Source organism: Ktedonobacter sp. SOSP1-52 (assembly GCF_016587395.1).
The window spans coordinates 39646-56286 of the sequence record NZ_BNJH01000008.1 but is presented as its reverse complement, the minus strand read 5'-3'; the positions used below and the strand labels follow the sequence as shown (position 1 = coordinate 56286).

16 protein-coding genes and 3 pseudogenes are annotated in these 16641 nt (G+C 52.9%); 9 read left to right on the top strand and 10 right to left on the bottom strand.

Annotated features, from left to right (window positions below):
- The first annotated feature begins 228 nt into the window (after positions 1 to 228).
- The 5 genes and pseudogenes from JMJ16_RS51985 to JMJ16_RS51965 all read left to right on the top strand — a co-directional run.
- Positions 229 to 1413, top strand: coding sequence for a hypothetical protein (locus JMJ16_RS51985; RefSeq protein ID WP_236602179.1), 1185 nt, complete (start codon positions 229 to 231; stop codon positions 1411 to 1413).
- A 417-nt stretch (positions 1414 to 1830) separates the two neighbouring features.
- Positions 1831 to 2046: a hypothetical protein gene (locus JMJ16_RS51980; RefSeq protein WP_236602177.1), complete on the top strand. Its 216-nt coding sequence runs from the start codon at positions 1831 to 1833 to the stop codon at positions 2044 to 2046.
- Positions 2047 to 2245: 199 nt separating this feature from the next.
- Positions 2246 to 3496, top strand: a complete 1251-nt coding sequence (locus JMJ16_RS51975) for an RNA-guided endonuclease TnpB family protein (RefSeq protein ID WP_201384392.1) — start codon at positions 2246 to 2248, stop codon at positions 3494 to 3496.
- Between the two features lie 78 nt (positions 3497 to 3574).
- Positions 3575 to 3817 carry a hypothetical protein gene (locus JMJ16_RS51970; RefSeq protein ID WP_236602176.1) on the top strand — a complete coding sequence of 81 codons (243 nt, stop codon included), beginning with the start codon at positions 3575 to 3577 and terminating at the stop codon, positions 3815 to 3817.
- Between the two features lie 79 nt (positions 3818 to 3896).
- Positions 3897 to 4055, top strand: a pseudogene (locus JMJ16_RS51965) (DeoR family transcriptional regulator); the annotation flags it as partial.
- A 19-nt stretch (positions 4056 to 4074) separates the two neighbouring features.
- On the opposite strand, the pseudogene JMJ16_RS55690 reads toward JMJ16_RS51965, so the two are convergent.
- The 10 genes and pseudogenes from JMJ16_RS55690 to JMJ16_RS51910 form a co-directional block, all read right to left on the bottom strand.
- Positions 4075 to 4854 (bottom strand): annotated as a pseudogene (locus tag JMJ16_RS55690) (transposase).
- Positions 4855 to 5401: 547 nt separating this feature from the next.
- Positions 5402 to 5734 carry a cupin domain-containing protein gene (locus JMJ16_RS51950; RefSeq protein WP_201394514.1) on the bottom strand — a complete coding sequence of 111 codons (333 nt, stop codon included), beginning with the start codon at positions 5732 to 5734 and terminating at the stop codon, positions 5402 to 5404.
- A 241-nt stretch (positions 5735 to 5975) separates the two neighbouring features.
- The gene (locus JMJ16_RS51945; RefSeq protein ID WP_236602175.1) at positions 5976 to 6152 is read right to left on the bottom strand and encodes a hypothetical protein; all 177 of its coding nucleotides are present in this window, start codon (positions 6150 to 6152) and stop codon (positions 5976 to 5978) included.
- A gap of 40 nt (positions 6153 to 6192) precedes the next feature.
- Complete coding sequence (locus tag JMJ16_RS57790) at positions 6193 to 6303, bottom strand: pyridoxamine 5'-phosphate oxidase family protein (protein ID WP_236602174.1); 111 nt, start codon at positions 6301 to 6303, stop codon at positions 6193 to 6195.
- Between the two features lie 73 nt (positions 6304 to 6376).
- A complete protein-coding gene (locus JMJ16_RS51935) occupies positions 6377 to 6910 on the bottom strand; it encodes a DUF2269 family protein (RefSeq protein ID WP_201394511.1) in 534 nt (177 codons plus the stop codon).
- 103 nt (positions 6911 to 7013) lie between these two features.
- Positions 7014 to 7667, bottom strand: a complete 654-nt coding sequence (locus tag JMJ16_RS51930; protein WP_201394509.1) for a TetR/AcrR family transcriptional regulator — start codon at positions 7665 to 7667, stop codon at positions 7014 to 7016.
- Between the two features lie 222 nt (positions 7668 to 7889).
- The gene (locus JMJ16_RS51925) at positions 7890 to 8711 is read right to left on the bottom strand and encodes an IS6 family transposase (protein ID WP_201394507.1); all 822 of its coding nucleotides are present in this window, start codon (positions 8709 to 8711) and stop codon (positions 7890 to 7892) included.
- A gap of 129 nt (positions 8712 to 8840) precedes the next feature.
- Entirely contained in the window at positions 8841 to 10139 is a 1299-nt protein-coding gene (locus JMJ16_RS51920) for a phenylacetate--CoA ligase family protein (RefSeq protein ID WP_236602172.1), read from the bottom strand.
- Positions 10140 to 10560: 421 nt separating this feature from the next.
- Complete coding sequence (locus JMJ16_RS51915; protein ID WP_201394503.1) at positions 10561 to 11283, bottom strand: TetR/AcrR family transcriptional regulator; 723 nt, start codon at positions 11281 to 11283, stop codon at positions 10561 to 10563.
- An 883-nt stretch (positions 11284 to 12166) separates the two neighbouring features.
- The gene (locus JMJ16_RS51910; RefSeq protein ID WP_201381933.1) at positions 12167 to 13489 is read right to left on the bottom strand and encodes an IS701 family transposase; all 1323 of its coding nucleotides are present in this window, start codon (positions 13487 to 13489) and stop codon (positions 12167 to 12169) included.
- A gap of 224 nt (positions 13490 to 13713) precedes the next feature.
- Here JMJ16_RS51910 and JMJ16_RS51905 point away from each other — a divergent pair, with 224 nt between their 5' ends.
- The 4 genes and pseudogenes from JMJ16_RS51905 to JMJ16_RS51890 all read left to right on the top strand — a co-directional run bounded on the left by JMJ16_RS51905 (position 13714) and on the right by JMJ16_RS51890 (position 16545).
- The gene (locus tag JMJ16_RS51905; RefSeq protein WP_201394501.1) at positions 13714 to 14214 is read left to right on the top strand and encodes a hypothetical protein; all 501 of its coding nucleotides are present in this window, start codon (positions 13714 to 13716) and stop codon (positions 14212 to 14214) included.
- 382 nt (positions 14215 to 14596) lie between these two features.
- Positions 14597 to 15223 (top strand): transposase family protein, encoded by a 627-nt coding sequence (locus tag JMJ16_RS51900; RefSeq protein ID WP_201394499.1) that lies wholly within the window; start codon positions 14597 to 14599, stop codon positions 15221 to 15223.
- Between the two features lie 663 nt (positions 15224 to 15886).
- Positions 15887 to 16357, top strand: a pseudogene (locus JMJ16_RS51895) (transposase); the annotation flags it as partial.
- A complete protein-coding gene (locus tag JMJ16_RS51890; RefSeq protein ID WP_201394497.1) occupies positions 16330 to 16545 on the top strand; it encodes a hypothetical protein in 216 nt (71 codons plus the stop codon). The pseudogene JMJ16_RS51895 and the gene JMJ16_RS51890, both read left to right, overlap by 28 nt.
- Positions 16546 to 16641: the final 96 nt, after the last annotated feature.

The following is a 16641-nucleotide window of genomic DNA, read 5'->3' as shown; positions in this document are numbered from 1 at the left end:
AACACTTCCTGGGAGCGGTCGGGTCCTTATATAACGGGTGCTCGAAGCAACTACCCTCCAATCATCGATTGGCCCAGGAAAAACTGCTGGGAAAGAGCGATCTTTCGTTGCCGGTCAAGCCGTGTGGAGTCATTAGCCTTTCCCCAGCAGGACGAATCGAGCAGGGAGCGACCCTGCTAGCCCTTGGTCAAGAGGGCTTGAAAACATATTAACATATAAGGAGTTAAGATGACCCGCACCACGCCCCCACGACCAGTCGATATTGCAGCCGTGTTCCCAGAGCTGGCACCGCTCGCACGCACCACGACTCGGTTGCACCCGCGTCCGGGCACGCCGACGCCCCAGGAGAGCTCGGTCGGAGGCCCGCTGCTGTGGTCACTCGATGACCCGTGGCCCTACTGTGAGGGCCCACACCTGCCCGGCGAGCCGTTGACGACCCTCGCCGATGTCCGGCTGCAACGGGACATGTTGACCGCTGCCTGGAAGCGACCCAGCCAGCCTGGTGTCAACCTCCTCACGCCAGAGGAAGAGGCCATCATCAAACGCATTCAAGCTGGACATAGCTGGACCGATGAGCCGATTGCGATGATACCCGTGGCACAACTCTACGCACGCGACATCCCCGATCTGCACCCCCCTCTTGGTTGCGATCTGCTTCAGGTGCTGTGGTGCCCGTTTGGCCATGATGATGAGGAACTGCCCAGGGTGAAGCTGGTGTGGCGTTCCTCCTCCACAGTCACCGCCTTGCTCTCCAACCCGCCACAACCCGTTGCGGTGGAGTCCGGGGACTATGTCCCAGAGCCTTGTATCGTCCATCCTGAACAGATCATCGAATACCCTGCCCTCTCCGATCTTGATGAGGCTCTGCGCGAGCAGATCAAGGCATGGCAAGCGCGTGAGAAGACAATTGCCGATGTAGGAAACTTTGCCTATTCATTTGGGCTGTCCGTGGCACCCGGTTGGAAGGTCGGAGGCTGGATATCCTTTAGCTTCCGAGATGCCGAGCCAGCGATCTGTTCCTGCGGGACGCAGATGCAACCCCTGCTGAGGATCGATTCCACCGAGTGGGACGGGGCAGTGGCAGCTGGATTCCCCTCGAGGACCAGGCCCTCGATAGAAATCCTGGTCGCAGCTATAGACATCCATGGGAGCCGGTTATGGTCACCATCGGCCGCGGTTACACAATGCAGATCTACACCTGCCCCGCATCGGTCGATCATCCGCCCGTCGCCTGGATGCAATGACCCTCTGGCTCACCTGCCCGCAGACGAGAGGAAGAGGAGCCAGGGAGTCTGGCCATACCTCTCGCCATGCGGCCAAGACTGTCAACCTCTTTGGCTTCGATCTCTCTCAACCGTTTTCCTTTTCCCAAGCCAACCAATTGACAACGTATCGAGAGAAAAAGCCAGATAGGGAGCGGTTTTCCCAGGCATCGAAACATCAATTCCCATGATTCAGATCAAATTCCCACCCTTCAGTGCAAAATCTGTCCACCCTTCAGTTAATTTACCAGATATGCCGGAAAGTGGTAAATGACCTGAATGTTCGACGAAATCTACCCTAATGATCGAATTTTGCCTTCAAGGTTCGATCCAGCCAGAACCTCCATAGCTTGTGCCGCTTCCGAGGCGGCAGATGCCAGAGAATGAATGGAAATTTATAATACATCTTTTCTACTGAAAAATGGTCTGTTATTATGAAATGTTCAAGGGCGTGGAAGTTGTGTCGAACCTTCAGCGCAAATTTTTTTACCTGAATGTTCGACGCAATGGCCCTCAGCCCAGTATTTGCGTTCGAACATTCAGGTCATTTACCAGAAAGGAAAGCAGGATGAGTGTATTAACAGACTTTTTTATCGCAACCCCTGAAGACGTGAATGATTTGCGTAGAGGGCAACTCCTACGAGACCTGTTTCCTATGCTCGAAATGAACAATGTGGATTCAATCAAGGTTGAGATACTAGCCCAGCTTGTTGTTGGAAACTTCCAGGAACACAAGCTGAAAGAGATACGACCTCATTTTCTTGCGTTAGTGAAAGGAGCGTAAGAACAGCAATCGAAAATGTGCGCGACTATGGTCGAAGGTGTGCTTATTGTACACATTTGGAGGCGTTGACAGAGAGACGATATCATGGTATGCTACACGCATGAAATAAGAAAAAGTGTTCTAATTCATGTATCTGTCGTTTCTCGCGAAAGAGGCGAAGTCGATCTTTCCGTGTGGTGTTGAAAGGGAAGGGGTCTTCATGCTCCTCTGCAAAAAAATTAAACTGAACATGAGCGAGCAAGATGCAGCTACCCTTGAGTTCATGCAAGGTAAATGCAGAGGGCTCTACAATTGGTGGGTCATGAAACTGCGAGACGGAGAGAAGTGGCGCTTCAACGACTGCAAGAAAACTCTGGCCGAGAGTCGTGCCCATGATCCTGAACTCAATCAGGTGTATGGCAAGTTGCTTGCCGAAGTCTACTATCGCCTGGATGCAGCCATGAGAGCCTTCTTTCGTCGCGTCGCCAATGGAGAAACCCCAGGCTTTCCCCGCGTGCGGCCTCGTCATTCCTTCTTTACCCTCTGTTATCCGGCGATGTATCTCACGCTTGAGGGAAACACCCTCATCCTGCCCACTGGAGGCAAGGGCAAGCACAAACGCTTCCCTGCCATCCGTGCTCACCTCACCGAAAAGCCTCCAGAAGGCTTTCGAGAGGTGGCGATCAGTCGCGACGGCAGAGGCAACTACTACGCCTCCTTCAGCTATCAAGAGTACGAGGAAGCCAGGCGCGATGGCGGCACCGTGGCTTTCGATCTGGGTCTCAAAACGCTGGCAACTGGTGTCACGGAAGAGGGCCGAATCTATCACATAGGTGGATTCAAAGGCTCGCGTTGGTACAACAAACAGTTAGATCGGCTTCGCTCCAAACGCAGCAAATGTAAGAAGAAATCCCGTCGTTACCTTCATCTCAGCAGGGTCTACAAGCGCGTGTCGCAGAAGAAGCGCAACAAACAACGCGATAGCCTGCACAAGGCCTCGCATCTCATTGCACGACGAGTGGTTGAGAGAACTGTCGTCGTAGGAGATCTTTCTCAACGGCAAATGGTCATGAAAGAGCATCAAGAGCGCAAGAAGACACTCAACAGAGCCGTCTACAACGACTGGGGCTTGTACGCCTTTGTCCAGATGCTCACCTATAAATGCCAGTTGTATGGGAAAGAGCTTCAGTTCGTAGATGAGCGCAACACGTCCAAGCAGTGCAGTGGCTGTGGGAATCTGCAAGACATGCCGCTGTGGAAGAGGACGTATCAGTGCACGGAATGTGGATTCTGCATGGATCGAGACGACAATAGTGCCGTCAACATCTTGATGAGGTTCCTTGCCCGGCGAGGGCCACACGCTCGGCTTGCCGAGTGCGGTGTGCTGCAGGCGACCCAAAGCGGCGTAGAAGTCATGGAGGCTTCCTGTGAGGGGCACGTGCAGCAATTGAATCTATTCGAGGGTGTGTGAGCACATTTGAGTAGATTTAGAATGGCAGCATCAGAAGAAACGTTCTTTTTTGCTGATGAGTGCAGTGAGGAAGATCTTATGAGCATCGATCTCTGGATTGAACGCTTCGATACGGTTTTCGTAGAAGGTTTAGCCACCTTTTCCGCTGAACAAGTGCTCCCTGTGGCAACGCAGTGGGCAAGACAATTGGCAGCGTTTGATGGGCGACCAGTGGGCAAGGATGACGCAGAGAACCTTTCAGCGTTGATGCAGCAGCTTTGTCAATTAGCCAAGAGAGCATATGCTGAGGGGAAACAACTGTATCTTCAGACCTGTCTGTGACCACATGATGCATGTTGATCGAAAAACGAGGTACCAGCAGATGCGAACCATCCTCAATGAGAAACAATGGAGATAGTTTCTGGCGCTAGAAGTCCTGGAGCTGAAGAATATTCAGAAAATAGCGCAGAATGCGGGAGTCTCGAAGAATACCGTTCGTCGCGGGCTGAAGGAAATGGAACAGGGTGATCTCTTTACACCAGGAGCCCGGCAGAGGAAAAAGGGAGCAGGCAGAAAAAAGATACTGCTGCGAAACCCCTCTACGTCTCATAATAGAGCCGTTGAAAGGCAGAAGAGCGTGTGGAAACAGGAACCTGTCCCTCTAGCCAGGCGACAGCACGAACGAGATTGATGGCAGCAGCAATGCCAACATGCTGCAAATGGGTTTTGCTGAGGCCAATGTAGCGAGAGCGACGTAGATCGAAGGCTCGAACACCTTGTGAAATAGTGCCTTCAATTCCTTCTCGGAGTGTCTACTCTTGGGCAAAAGCTGTGGTTTGTTGACGACTGCGTGCAGCCTGCAACGCTTCATGTTGCTCTTGAGGGCGTACAGTAAGCGTCCGCCGTGGATATTGCTTCATAGAGTGAATACACTGCTGACGGCTGGGACAACTTCCACAATCCTTGATCGAGAATTTGATTTTGATGACCTGCTTGCCACGATTGTCACAGGCGGGGGTCCAACTCGCACTCGTGTGCCCTTGTGGACAAGTGGCCTGCTGCTGTTGCCAGTTGAGGAGGAAATGGCTGACATCAAAGCCTTGATCGGCCTGGGCTTGCCATTTGACATCCTTTGGTGCCGGGCCAATCAGCTCGATGCCAAAATCGTTCTGGCTGGTCACGAGTGTGCGAGAGGTCACATATCCGGTATCAAGAAAATGTTGGCTGGGCGCAAGCTCTGCCTGCACCAGGTCGCGTTGGATCTGTGTTGTCATCTGCTCATCGGTGACGGGAGCCGGAGTCGTGGCAACATGGGTAATGAGATGAGGGGTCTCCTGTTCACAGGTCTGGGTAAGATGCACTTTGTATCCAGTCCACATCAGACTGTGCTTCTTCCCAAAGCGTGCCTCAGAGTCGTAAGGGGAGTTGAGAAAGTGGGTTGCCGGAGGAATGTTATCATGATCACGCCAACGAATCTGCCCTTCCTCGATGAGGTAATTCTGTATCCAAATACGACGAAGCAGATCGACCGCCGGGATCTCATGCAACCAAGCAGGAGTGGCAGAATCCCATACAGCCGTTAAGAGGGTAAAACCATCGCGACCAATGATTTCTGCGACTCCTTGCCTCTCCCTCTCTTCTTTGGGAAAACACGTTTCGCGCGATGCGATGTCCGTAGCGTTCAACCCAGACGGCATCACTGTGCTCGAGAAGCCAATCGCCATCGATCACAGCTAGACTATTGAGGGCAAAGCGCATGGCTTCGTCGACACACATGAGGCGGTTGATCGCTCGAACCTTGGCCAAAACGTGCGTTGAGTCGGTTCGCTGACGGGAGCGTGAGGTGAGCCAGCCTTTCTCCTTAAAGAGATTGAGCAGGGTCTCCAGCAAGACATATCCTCACAGGTTCATGATGCCCTCCTCGTCTCAGTCCTCAACTCGCGTTCCGATGGTCTTTGGACTCGGATGGATCGTGACGATCTTCAAGCTCTCCGAGCCCACCTTGCTGAACTTGTGAGGCACATTGGCTGGCCCGATCACGATGTTTCCAGCCGCGACTTCTACCGTGTTTTCTCCCAGGGTAAATGTGGCGTGCCCCTCCAGGACAATGAAGATCTCATCATATGGATGCACGTGCAGTGTGGGACCTTCATCCGGGGGAAGCTGCATCCAGAAAAACGAAATGGGAACGCCTCCATAGTCCTTTCCTTGAAACAGATAGCCATTCTGAAGCTGCTCTTTGGGAAGAATGGTTGCCATAGGTTCTTTCTCCTTTGCTTTCTCTTTGTTAAAATCATGCCTTTCCGGCGCGAATCACACTTCACACTGGTCCAGCAGGTCGAGAACTGACTTGAACCCCTGCAGACTGGCGAGCGTGTTGGGCACGAGATGGCATGTGCTTCCTTTTCTGTTCAGTTTTTTTGAATCTCGTTGCACAATCCGTGGGTCGCACAGAGCCGGTGGAGGGCACGGAAAGCAGACACATTCATGCGTGAGTAGATCACAGAGCCGCGACAGCGGGAATGACCTCTCGACCGATAATCTCCAGCGGGGTGATTTGATCCAGATAGGGAACCACACCAAACACTGTTTGTATTCCCATTCCGGCGAGCCAGCGCAGTTGCTCGATGAGTTCGCTCGCTTTGGACCCATCCTCGCCAACGTCGAAGGCGAACATACAGGTCTTCTCAATCGCGTCATAATCGCGCCCTTCTGTCTCACAAGGCGAAGCCAACCGCACCTGCATCTGGTTGACCAGTGATGGCTACCGTTGCCAGACTGGCGAGCGGCTGTGTGCGCAAAAATGCGAGCTCTTGTTCCGAAAACATCTTTTTTCCCTCTTTCTCTTACTATTGCTCTACGAATATGTCTTGACAATGGCCGTTTCGCATCATACCTGCTCTACCCTTTACGCACGAAGGCCAGGATGAGGCCGACAATAAGGATCAGAGCGATCGCGATCCCCGAACCAAACCAATCCAGCTTCAAGACCATCATGACAACGGCGCCCAACGCGGCCAGGCTCGGAATGGGTGCGTAAGCCCGTAGCACAGGATGAGCGATGGCCTTTCGTAGCGCGGGAGAGATCTCGCCCACGGGCGCGGCTAGCGCTGCCACGTGAATCGCCTTCATGCGAGGCCCGTTGATCACCGATCCCAGGATACCCAGGAGAACGAGTAAACCCAGCGAAAACACAATCCAGGCGTGCTCCCACCCCCACCCCGTCCATGCCAGCGCGAGCCCACTGACGAGAATGAAGACAGCAGAGGCTGGTAACACCAGATCAATCACACGGCTGAGAGTGAGCCATTCATGGACTTGTAGCGTCGTCTTCGCCGCATGTAGACGAGACACGATAATCACTTCCAGGCTGAGAGCGATAAACAGGCCGCACACGCCGACAATGTGGAGTAAAAGCAGATAAGGATAAAGCATGTTGTCTCCTCCATGAGTAATGTTGCTTACCTTTGTTTTATTTAGTGGCCTTTGGTAAATAAAAGCGACGATTTTCCTCAGGTTCGCTACGGATGAAATGGACCTAGAGTGGAACTCCATGTTCGGAAGGGGAAGTCGAGTGGGCGGTATCCGTCTCGTGTTTCCAGGCCAGCAGCATGCCTTGAATTGCTTGCTCGAGTAATTGTGCTGCCTGCGCCTGTCCACCGCGAATGCGGTCTGCCAGCGTGAGCGTTACCAGCCCATGCGCAGTCCCCCAGAGGATATTCACCTGGTCAGCGAGGTGCTCTGTTGACCAGCCATGAAAATCAAGGACATCTTTGACGGTCAGAGTTGCCACATCCTCTATTTGTAGTCCCTCTTTCTCTGGCTCTGAGATGCTGAAAGTGACGCCGTCCAGACCATACATCAGGCGGTAGAGCTCGGGATAGCGCCAGGCGAATTCGAGATAGCCATGAGCGATAAGTCGTATCGCCTCCTCTGGATCATGAGCTTGTGCTCGGGCTCGCTTCATATCTGCCTCCAGCAGGCGAAAGCCCTCGTGCACGAGTTCTAAGAGAAGCACATCTTTGTTTTCAAAGTAGGCATAAATGGCGGCATGGCTGTACTCAATGTGACCAGCGATCTTGCGCATCGTCACATTGCTCCACCCATCGGCCAGAGCGATGGTGCGCGCTGCCTCCAACACACTCTGTTTGAGCTCTTGCTGATCTCGTAGCCGTCGTTCTTTCCTACCCATTAATTTACCTTTGTTTTATTTATTTACCATTGGTTACTAATAGAGTACCAGAGAGAGAAAGGGATGTCAAGCCTTTTCTGAGCAGTTGCTCTGGAAGCTCATTTACAAGCTGTTACTGGAAGAAGCCAACTCGGGAGCGGTTTCTCCTGGTTCTGGTAGTGTCAGAACTGAGAACTCAACAGCCAGCAAGGCTATAATGTTTCTCAAACCCCATCGGTGGAACTATGAGACGGCACCCATCAGCTCTTGTAAAGCCAAAAGTCGCTCACAGAAGAGTTGCCGCTGTTGCATCAGTGGCAGCATTTCTTTTTCCATGTGGCGAGGACGGACATACTGGCGCAATTCGTCAAAAGCACGACAGAAACGAACTGCTGACGCAACGTTCCCAAAGCCACGCATGGGATAGTAGCGTTGTTTCATGCCACGATGATCTTGTTCTATGCGATTGTTGAGATACGTATTCGTCCGATGCGTCACCTCATTTCCCCTGGTTTCACGTACGGCGCGTGGATAAGAACGATGCCCATCTGTGGTGACAGATTCTGGAGCATGGCCAACTACCGCGAGAGCTTGCTGAAAGAACTGTTTGGCTGCATCCATCTCTCGCTTCTCACTCAGCCTCGAGTCAACCAGATTGCCATCAGCATCAATCGCCCGATAGCGAGAGCACCACTTTCCGCAGACGGTGATAGAGGTTTCATCGACGTACCACGACTTCCCCGCTTGACCACGCCGCTTGCTTCGCAAGTGGTCTGCAAGCAAAGGAGCAAACCGCTTTTCCCAATCTCGAACCGTTTCATGAGTAAAAACGAAGCCACGCTCCAAAACCATTTCAGCCACATCACGCAAGCTCAACTTGTAGCGTAATCGCCACAGAACAACGAGCAAAACGACATCAGTAGGCACTTCAAGGTAGTGAAAAGGGGTACTGGTTCGCTCATTAAACGTTGATCGGCACTGAGGACAGAAAAAAAGCGCATATCCAAGCTTGGTTTTCTTCGAACGCTTCCTCGTGCTGGCAGCGGCACAATAGGGACAGCTCATTCGCCGATGTTCCTTATTCCATATTCTTGACAGGGTTAGCATACCAGAAAAGGAGCTTCTCAGCCAAGATGAGGTTTGAGTTCTGACAGAACCCTCATATGATCGGAGAGTTGTCTTCCTCAAGCTTGTTCAGCTCAATGGAAGAATGCGGCGATATTTGCCACCGGGTGACTGTTGCGGTGGTTCCTCTGCGCGCTCAAGCGTGATGTGTCCAACCTTGTACTCGCTGAGAAGACGCGTCACCTCAGTCTGCACCTGCTGCCACACACGGTCAAGGTCCGTGCCTGCCGCGAACTGCAGACGCAGACGCAGGTGAGTGGGTGTCGTCTGCACAATCTGGAACAGCTCGATTCCTGGGAGACCATCAATCAGAGAGCCGAACATCAGGGGCGCGATGCTCACCTGTTCGCCGCTTTCCGTGGGGAAGGTGAGCATATCAGCCACACGGCCCTGTACGCGGATCGCGGGCAACAGGTTGCCACACGGGCAGGGATCAGGCCGCTGGAGGATACTGTCGCCCAGATCATAGCGAAGAATCGGCTGCACCCGGTTGGCGAGATTCGAGACCAGCACCGTGTGTGACTGTGTCCCCGGTGGGACAGGCTGATAGTCAGCATCCACCGGCTCGAACACGACCCAATCGTTGTTGACATGATACCATCCCTGATCGCAGCACGAGCACAGGAAAGAACACTCCGTCGCGGCGTAGGCGGTGCTGACCTTTGCATGAAACGCTCTGGCGATCCGGTTGAATTCGCTTGCGGGGAGCGTCTCTGCGCCAGCTTGCACCAGGACCGGGTTGATGTGCAAGCGGCCAGCTTCCTGCTCCCCGGTCAGCAACACAATCTCACTTGCGTAGCCGAAGAGGAGGGTTGGGCGAAACTGGTTGAGTTGGGCGACCAGTTCCGCCAGGGGGGTGCGCACCGAGAAGAGCCGAACCCTCTTGCGGTACTGCGCGTTGTCCTTGGATACCCGGATGCTTCCGGCAGCGCCGAGGAAGTGGCCGGAGGTAGCAATCACCAGAGCCATGCGCCCGCCATGAGTGAGCAGCCTGACGAGATCGCTGGCTCCTAGCCCGGAAGCCTCCCGCGGACTGAGGGCAGATTGCACCGCCATAGTCCGCTTGTCCTGGAGAAAGATCCCACGCCTCCCGCTGGTGCCTGAGGTGGTAGCCACCAAGTACTTGCCCAGGAACCGCTCCCCAATCAGGTCAGGATTGTCAATGAACTTGCTCACCTGCTCAATGCTCACCTCGCGGTCAGTCACCCAGTCGTCGAAACAGGGCATCAGGAGCTTCTTGCTGGTGACAGGCAGCAGCGCAGGGTCTTCGATCCGCTCCGGCAGATGTTGATAGAGCTTCTGATAGTAAGGGGATTTGGCACGTGCGTAGGCCACTATCTCAGCCAGGCGCGTACGCTGCCGCTGCATGATCGCATCCAAACCTTGCCTCTTAGCGAGACTGGCATCAAGGAGCAATGGCCAGGAGGAAACACGATCATGATCTGAAGGACGAGTATATGACACTTTGAATACCCTCTTTCTTGCTCATTTCCCTCGACTTTGTCTCAGGGAGAGCGTTCGCTATGAGAGACTCATACCGCGCAGGCTTTCGTCCCGGTTCATCAGGTTTTCTCCTTTGGCGATGGTTCTCATAGTGTGGACTCTTTTCTTATCTTCCCCTTGTACCTCGAAGCTGAACCATGTGAGCATTCAGGGGACAAGCATTGTTTCTTTTTTGGGCAAGTTGGATGTGGTCATTGGTCACTCCATAACGTGTGCTCTTCTGCTTTCTCGACGAGAAGTTGTCAGACTGATCAAGAACAGTGAAGGGTGTTCTGGAAAGAGGAGATTAGTTCCCTCTTTCCGCCGCCTCATGAGCGTCTCCTGCTTGTCTGCGGGAGACGCCCATGCGCGAGAAGCCGTCCAGCGCCTCGGCAAAGTTCTGGCGAAAGACCTGTTTGCCCGCCTCGCTGTTGCCTCCATCTTCTGGCGAAAGCCAGCGATCCAGCATGGAGGCAAGTGCCTCCATAACCACAGGAAAGGGGGGAAACTGATCAGCTGATTGAAAGTCTGCTATCGTCAACTGTCCATACGACAGCGTTTCGAGGAGGTGCGCCGTCACCCGTGGGTCAAGATCCTGGCGAATGACTCCTGCCTCCTGGAGTGCCCGAATGAAATCGACGGTGATCGAACCAGGCCCCATCCAGGCGAACAGGGTGTCCGGCTTGCGCAGATAAGTGCCAAGCACGCGCCGATCCCGTCGCATGATGGAGGCCATCAGGGGACGACTACCCACAGCACGAAAGACCGCCCGGTAGAACCCTCCCATGGTGCCGCCGCGTGGATCGGACTCCAGAGCTTCCAACCAAGTCTGAGCGTATTGCATCCATTCCCAATACAGCAGGGCTTCAAAGAGTTCCTCCTTCCCCTTGAAATAGAGGTAGACCGTCCCTCGACTAACGCCTGCTTCCTCGGCGATATCGCTTATTGTGGTCTTGTCATATCCCTGACGGATAATGACGGCTGCTGCCGCACGGAGAATCTGAGTCTCTCGTTCGTCGTTGTCTGACATCGGCTTCTTCCTGTCACCTTGTGCTAAACATATTAAACAATATATGATATTTTGTTTAGTATAGCAACAAGAGTGATCCCATGTCAAGGGGCATTGTGGGGGAGGAATCACGAATTCTCGAACGCTCCGCCTCTCAGTGTTTTTCTGGTTTTCTCATGGGACTTGTCTTGAAATCGGCCCAGACTGTTGAAAAAGGCAAGAAAATCTCATCAAATAGCTCTTGCCCGCAATGATCTGAGCGTGAATGACGAGTTTACTGCGCGATAGACTCACCCACTCAGGTTTTTTCAACAGGCTGGTTCGTTTAATAAGAGGGAACATGCCTTTCATTCACCCAATTTACTATGAACATTGAGCCAATTTACCAAGTGGTAAATGGCACGAAGAGTGAGCACTTTTCAGGGATCTTGCTCACTTTCGGTGGGTCGATTATCGTCGAGCTATGACCGCGCCGCAAAAGATCGCTCCAGAAGCCATGAAAGCTTTTCACTCTCATCTGCTGATGAGCTTAAACACCGAAAGTGAGCAAGACCCGATTTTTGGGTGAAGAGTGAACACTCGGCGCGAAGAGTGAGCAGCACAGCTCTTGGCCGATGCAGAAACCGCCTCCGGAGCGGCTCGCGGCATCCGGCATTTGTGAATTCACAGCAAAATGGTTTGTCTCATGTTCGCCTCTTTTAGCTGAAAAGAGGCAGGAAGAGCAAATGAACTGGCAGATCGAGAGCATTATGCTCTCGATCTGCCAGTTTTTTTCGTGTGGACCGGTGATGGTTTTGCGCGAGACATACTCTGCGTTGACCTCCCGAATTTGCCCCTTGAGTATTAAGGACCGGAATATCACACTAAGCGTTTAGTGTGAATTCCGGTCCTTAACCCTCTTCTGTCAGAAAGGGAGGGAGGCGTGAAAATCGTTCATGATGGAAACGAGTGCGGCAAAGCCGGAGTGGAGATCAGGGATATCAAAGACCATCAGCCAGGGGGAAATGAGAGAGTAGAACACATAAGGCTGGAGAATGAGCCGCAGGTTGTTGAGCAGGTTCTTCCATCCCTGCCTCGAATCCCACCACACATGCCCAGAGAAGCGGTCAGATGCAGCCTCTGGAGCAGGCGCTTGGGCACTGGCTTGAGGAAGCGGCTCGAGCCACTCACACGTTTGGTGGTGGAAAACGGGACTGTAGAGGCTCACCAGCAGGTAGGCGCAGCACACGAGCTCCCACCAGCGCTCGATCGAGGTGTAATCGGTGACCCGGTAATCAGCCCAGCCCAGTTCATTCTTCGCCTGTTTGAAGCCATACTCAATCCAGGTCCGCAACCCGTAGGTGTCGCCAAGCGTTTTTCGCAGGTTCCCTTGCAGATTGGTCATCACATACGACGTGCTTTGCGTCGGCATCGTCTTGGGATCGGTCGTGAGCAGATAGAAACGGACGCTCAAGCGTTGGCCATAGATCACCTCGCGGATGAAGCGGGTTTGCGACTTCCCGTTGGAAAAGGTCCGCTCGAAGGGAAGCCAGGTGGTGTAACGGATGCGCTGACCAGGCGGGAGCCACATGCCGTGATTGTCGCGAATGGCCAGGACGTAGGTGAGATGTCGCTTTTCCAGTTCCCGCACAAACTGGGTACTCTCGCCATACAAGCTGTCTGCCAACACGACGTCAAACTGAAAGCCCCAGGCTTGCAGTTCCTCGATGATCTCGACCGCCAACTCCGGTTTGGTCTTGTACTGGTCCTCTCCCTTGAGGCGCTTGTCAGGTTTGAACACGCGAAAGAGCAACGGAAAGGTTATCTGATCGAGGACCCCATAGGCATTGACCGAGACGATGCCATTCTCGATTTTGCCCAGGTTGCCGATGTATTGCGAGGCCGCATACTCGGTTGTCTTCCCTTTCTTCTTGTCGCCTGTCTCATCAATACAGAGCGCGAAGGATCGGCCAGCAAGAGCCTGTCGTAACAACTGGAGTCGTCTGCTTCGCACCTCTTGCACATCCCAGAGACCATTGGCGACAAAATGATGGAGCGCCTGGGCGTCAACCTCTCCACAGATTTTGGCGATGGCTGGCAACGTCTTGCGCTTGATCTCCGACAAGAGTCCCAGATGGATATATTTGAAATGCTCAAAACTGCGCACGTCAGGGAAGACATCCTCATAGCACGTACAATACTCGTCGATAAAGGCCACTGTGGGGGCTGCTTGTCTTGCTACCGTCATCTCCCATCACCTCTTTCTGCTCCAATACCTTTTCTCCTTCTCCTTTCAGTCTATCCCTCCCTGACAAAAGAGGGTTAATACTCAAGGGGCAAATTCAACTTTCGTTGGGGTCTGGCGTAGATAGTGAAGGATAGCAGCACAGCAAATCCTCTACTCATTTCTCTATGGAAGGAGCAATCAATGTTTGAGCATAAAAATGCCTGCAGGCAGGAGTGAATGGTATCATGCTTGTCCTGCTGTGGTGTGGACTTTACTTCGGAGTGTACTGGGTTGTCGGGGACTTGCTCCACCTCTATCTCTTTACCAATTTTATCGGTAATCTGTTTCTCTGGCTGACTTTTGCTTTCGCTAGTATCAGCCTCGCTTGGAGCTTTTCGCGGGGTAAGCCACACGTCGCGTACGGAGGACTTCACGTCTTTTTCGCGCTGTGCTGTTTTGGAATGGTTTTTCTTCTCGTTTCTCCGATCGCACAAGAGATGTTGTTCTTCCTGGCGCTGGGAATTTCTCTCCTGCTTTTCATCTTTCACCGACCAATTCTCGCTTCACTGCCCGAACATGCGGAAACAGCTCCTGTGAAGTGGGCAGAAGAAGATCCCCTGTCGTATCAGGCTGGTTATAGGTCTCCACGATCTGAAGGGGTTTACGAGGAAGGTGGGCAATACTTTCCCTATCCCGATCGTGAGCAGGCGCAAGCTCAAATATTCTCTTCGCAGACCGACCACTAGATGATTGGAACGTCAATTTACAAAAACGGTGCGCAACCATCCGCCTCTGGAGCTGTGATTTGCCATCGGTCCTGACCAATTTGGACGGGTTATCGGTCAAAGGCGAACTGGACGGTTTATGGGTCAAAACCGCAAAGTAGTCCATTAGCCAGAGAAGACGCCTTTGAAAGCAGAGCTTAACAGGCTCTCTCATCTCGGTTGTGCGCCAGCCATGCAGTTTGTTGGCCCAAACATCATTTTTTATCGGCTTTGAACCATTTCATGTCTGGTTTGAACCATATCCTGATTCTTACGCAACCTTGCTGCTCCCAAATATGATATACTAGAAAACTGAACAAGTTTTCCAGATTTTCACCTCTTTTTGAGATACCATACTCTACCTATGATCATCTTTCCCGATCTTCCCGAGATACTCATCGAGCAGACACATGTAGCCGATGAGATCACACTGGCGCTGCGTACAACGTCCCCATCTGCCTCATGCCTCAATTGCGGGACGCTCTCGATGCGAGTGCAAAGCCGATATAGAAGAACCTTACACGATCTTCCATCTACTGGTCGCCCTGTCCATCTCATCGTTCATGTGCGCCGCTTCTTCTGCAAAAAGAGCACCTGCACGCAAAAGATTTTCACTGAACAGCTTCCAGAGCTGTGCCACCCTCATGCCCAACGTACCATCCGGCTGCAAGACGCTCTCGGCCAGCTTGGACTCGTCTTGGGAGGACAGGCAGGAGCACGAGTAGGAAGCGATCTGGGCATCAGCGGCAGTCGTGATACCATTTTGCGTATGGTTCGCCAACATCCCCTCCCTTCTACCCGGCAGCGCGAGCGAACCATGAGACGTTTTCAATCTCCCGGACATGCTCAACGGTTTCTCTCCGCATTTGGTCTCATCTCTGACCGCTTTCGTCTCAAAAGGCACTATCTCAGCGCTCCAGATTATCGTGTCCTCATGCAGCGCAGATTCCAGGTCTGGAACGAGGTAACTGCAGGGAAAGCAGCCGCCTAATCCTATCATATGTTCTCCAATCGTAAACGTTTCTTTGCTCCTGGTTCCTTTCTCTCGAAAAGCTCTTCCATTTCTTCGTTAAGTTGACAATACCTTCCAGAGGAAACACATTCTCGCATTGGGAATAAGGAAGGACTTACGCATTGCACGGCCAGCCAACTCCCCGCATTTCTGGAATGTTCCTCCTGCTGCCCTTTGCCCTGCGACCGGATCTCCCGGTCTCCCTGGTGAGGCGTTACGCTCACGACGTGAGGTAGGAGGCCAGGTCTTGATCACTCAAGAGCATCAACCTCCCCCTCCCGAACCGTACGTGCAGCTTGTCACCGCATACGGCTCTCACGGAATCTCCTACGTTGTACTGATTCGTACGGGTTGTATGCCAGATCAGAGAGACGTATTCCACTGTAGTCGCCTCGATGGATCTTCTGATGGCATTCTGAACAGACAGGGATCTGTTTTCGATTCATCAGTTGTAATATGGCGTTGATGCCGGCTGGTTTTTTTCGCGCCAGTTTTCCGAATATGGCGGACATGGTGCATTTCTACTTGCTCAGAACTGCTACAAATACAGCATGGCATTCCCAATTTTGAGCGTGATCGCAATTTCATGCTCCATCGGAGCTGATCGACTGTCGCTTGGTTGATTTGAAAACCGTTCCGTCTCTGTTGAGAGCTGTTGATCAGTATGGAAATGTCTTGGATATCCTGGTGCAAAGTCGACGGAACACACATGCGGCCAAGAAATTCTTCCGGAAACTGCTCAAGGGCTTGCAATACGTGCCACGGGTGATCATCACTGACAAACTGGCTAGCTACGCTGCAGCGAAGAAGGAGACCCTGAGAAGTGTCGAACATCGTCAGCACAAAGGGCTGAACAATTGCGCGGAGCGTTCGCATCAACCAACTCGGCAACGTGAACGAACTATGCGACGTTTTAAATCTCCAGGACAAGCCCAACGGTTTCTCTCAGCATTTGGTCCGATCCTGGATCACTTTCGGCCCAAACGGCATCGCCTCACAGCCAGAGATTACCGTGCCCTCATACGGGTCGCTTCCTGGCATGGAATGAGGTTACCAATGGAAAAGCAGTCGCCTAACACGAGGGCGTGCCGACCCGCACCATCGCCGAGGTGATCGGTCGGCATCTCGATCTCCCGGTGGTCTCCATCGCTCCAGAGGACGCGGGCAAGCACTTTCGCTGGCTCGGCCCCTTCTCCTCAAGAGACAACCCGACGTCGAGCGCGCTAACCCGCGAACTGCTGGGGTGGCAACCAATACATCCCACGCTGCTCCAGGATCTCGAAGAAGGGGGCTACTTCTAGAATAGGATCTATTGGACTGATAAGAAGATGACTCGCATACCGATGTTGTTTGAGAGAAGATGTCCTTTGAAAGGAACGTTGAGCTTTCTCGCATAT

Excerpts from the sequence above, each read along its gene's own strand:
- JMJ16_RS51985 (WP_236602179.1), top strand. The coding sequence starts at position 229 with ATGACCCGCACCACGCCCCCACGACCAGTCGATATTGCAGCCGTGTTC.
- JMJ16_RS51980 (WP_236602177.1), top strand. The coding sequence starts at position 1,831 with ATGAGTGTATTAACAGACTTTTTTATCGCAACCCCTGAAGACGTGAAT.
- JMJ16_RS51975 (WP_201384392.1), top strand. The coding sequence starts at position 2,246 with ATGCTCCTCTGCAAAAAAATTAAACTGAACATGAGCGAGCAAGATGCA.
- JMJ16_RS51970 (WP_236602176.1), top strand. The coding sequence starts at position 3,575 with ATGAGCATCGATCTCTGGATTGAACGCTTCGATACGGTTTTCGTAGAA.
- JMJ16_RS51950 (WP_201394514.1), bottom strand. The coding sequence starts at position 5,734 with ATGGCAACCATTCTTCCCAAAGAGCAGCTTCAGAATGGCTATCTGTTT.
- JMJ16_RS51945 (WP_236602175.1), bottom strand. The coding sequence starts at position 6,152 with ATGTTCGCCTTCGACGTTGGCGAGGATGGGTCCAAAGCGAGCGAACTC.
- JMJ16_RS57790 (WP_236602174.1), bottom strand. The coding sequence starts at position 6,303 with ATGTTTTCGGAACAAGAGCTCGCATTTTTGCGCACACAGCCGCTCGCC.
- JMJ16_RS51935 (WP_201394511.1), bottom strand. The coding sequence starts at position 6,910 with ATGCTTTATCCTTATCTGCTTTTACTCCACATTGTCGGCGTGTGCGGC.
- JMJ16_RS51930 (WP_201394509.1), bottom strand. The coding sequence starts at position 7,667 with ATGGGTAGGAAAGAACGACGGCTACGAGATCAGCAAGAGCTCAAACAG.
- JMJ16_RS51925 (WP_201394507.1), bottom strand. The coding sequence starts at position 8,711 with ATGAGCTGTCCCTATTGTGCCGCTGCCAGCACGAGGAAGCGTTCGAAG.
- JMJ16_RS51920 (WP_236602172.1), bottom strand. The coding sequence starts at position 10,139 with ATGCAGCGGCAGCGTACGCGCCTGGCTGAGATAGTGGCCTACGCACGT.
- JMJ16_RS51915 (WP_201394503.1), bottom strand. The coding sequence starts at position 11,283 with ATGTCAGACAACGACGAACGAGAGACTCAGATTCTCCGTGCGGCAGCA.
- JMJ16_RS51910 (WP_201381933.1), bottom strand. The coding sequence starts at position 13,489 with ATGACGGTAGCAAGACAAGCAGCCCCCACAGTGGCCTTTATCGACGAG.
- JMJ16_RS51905 (WP_201394501.1), top strand. The coding sequence starts at position 13,714 with ATGCTTGTCCTGCTGTGGTGTGGACTTTACTTCGGAGTGTACTGGGTT.
- JMJ16_RS51900 (WP_201394499.1), top strand. The coding sequence starts at position 14,597 with ATGATCATCTTTCCCGATCTTCCCGAGATACTCATCGAGCAGACACAT.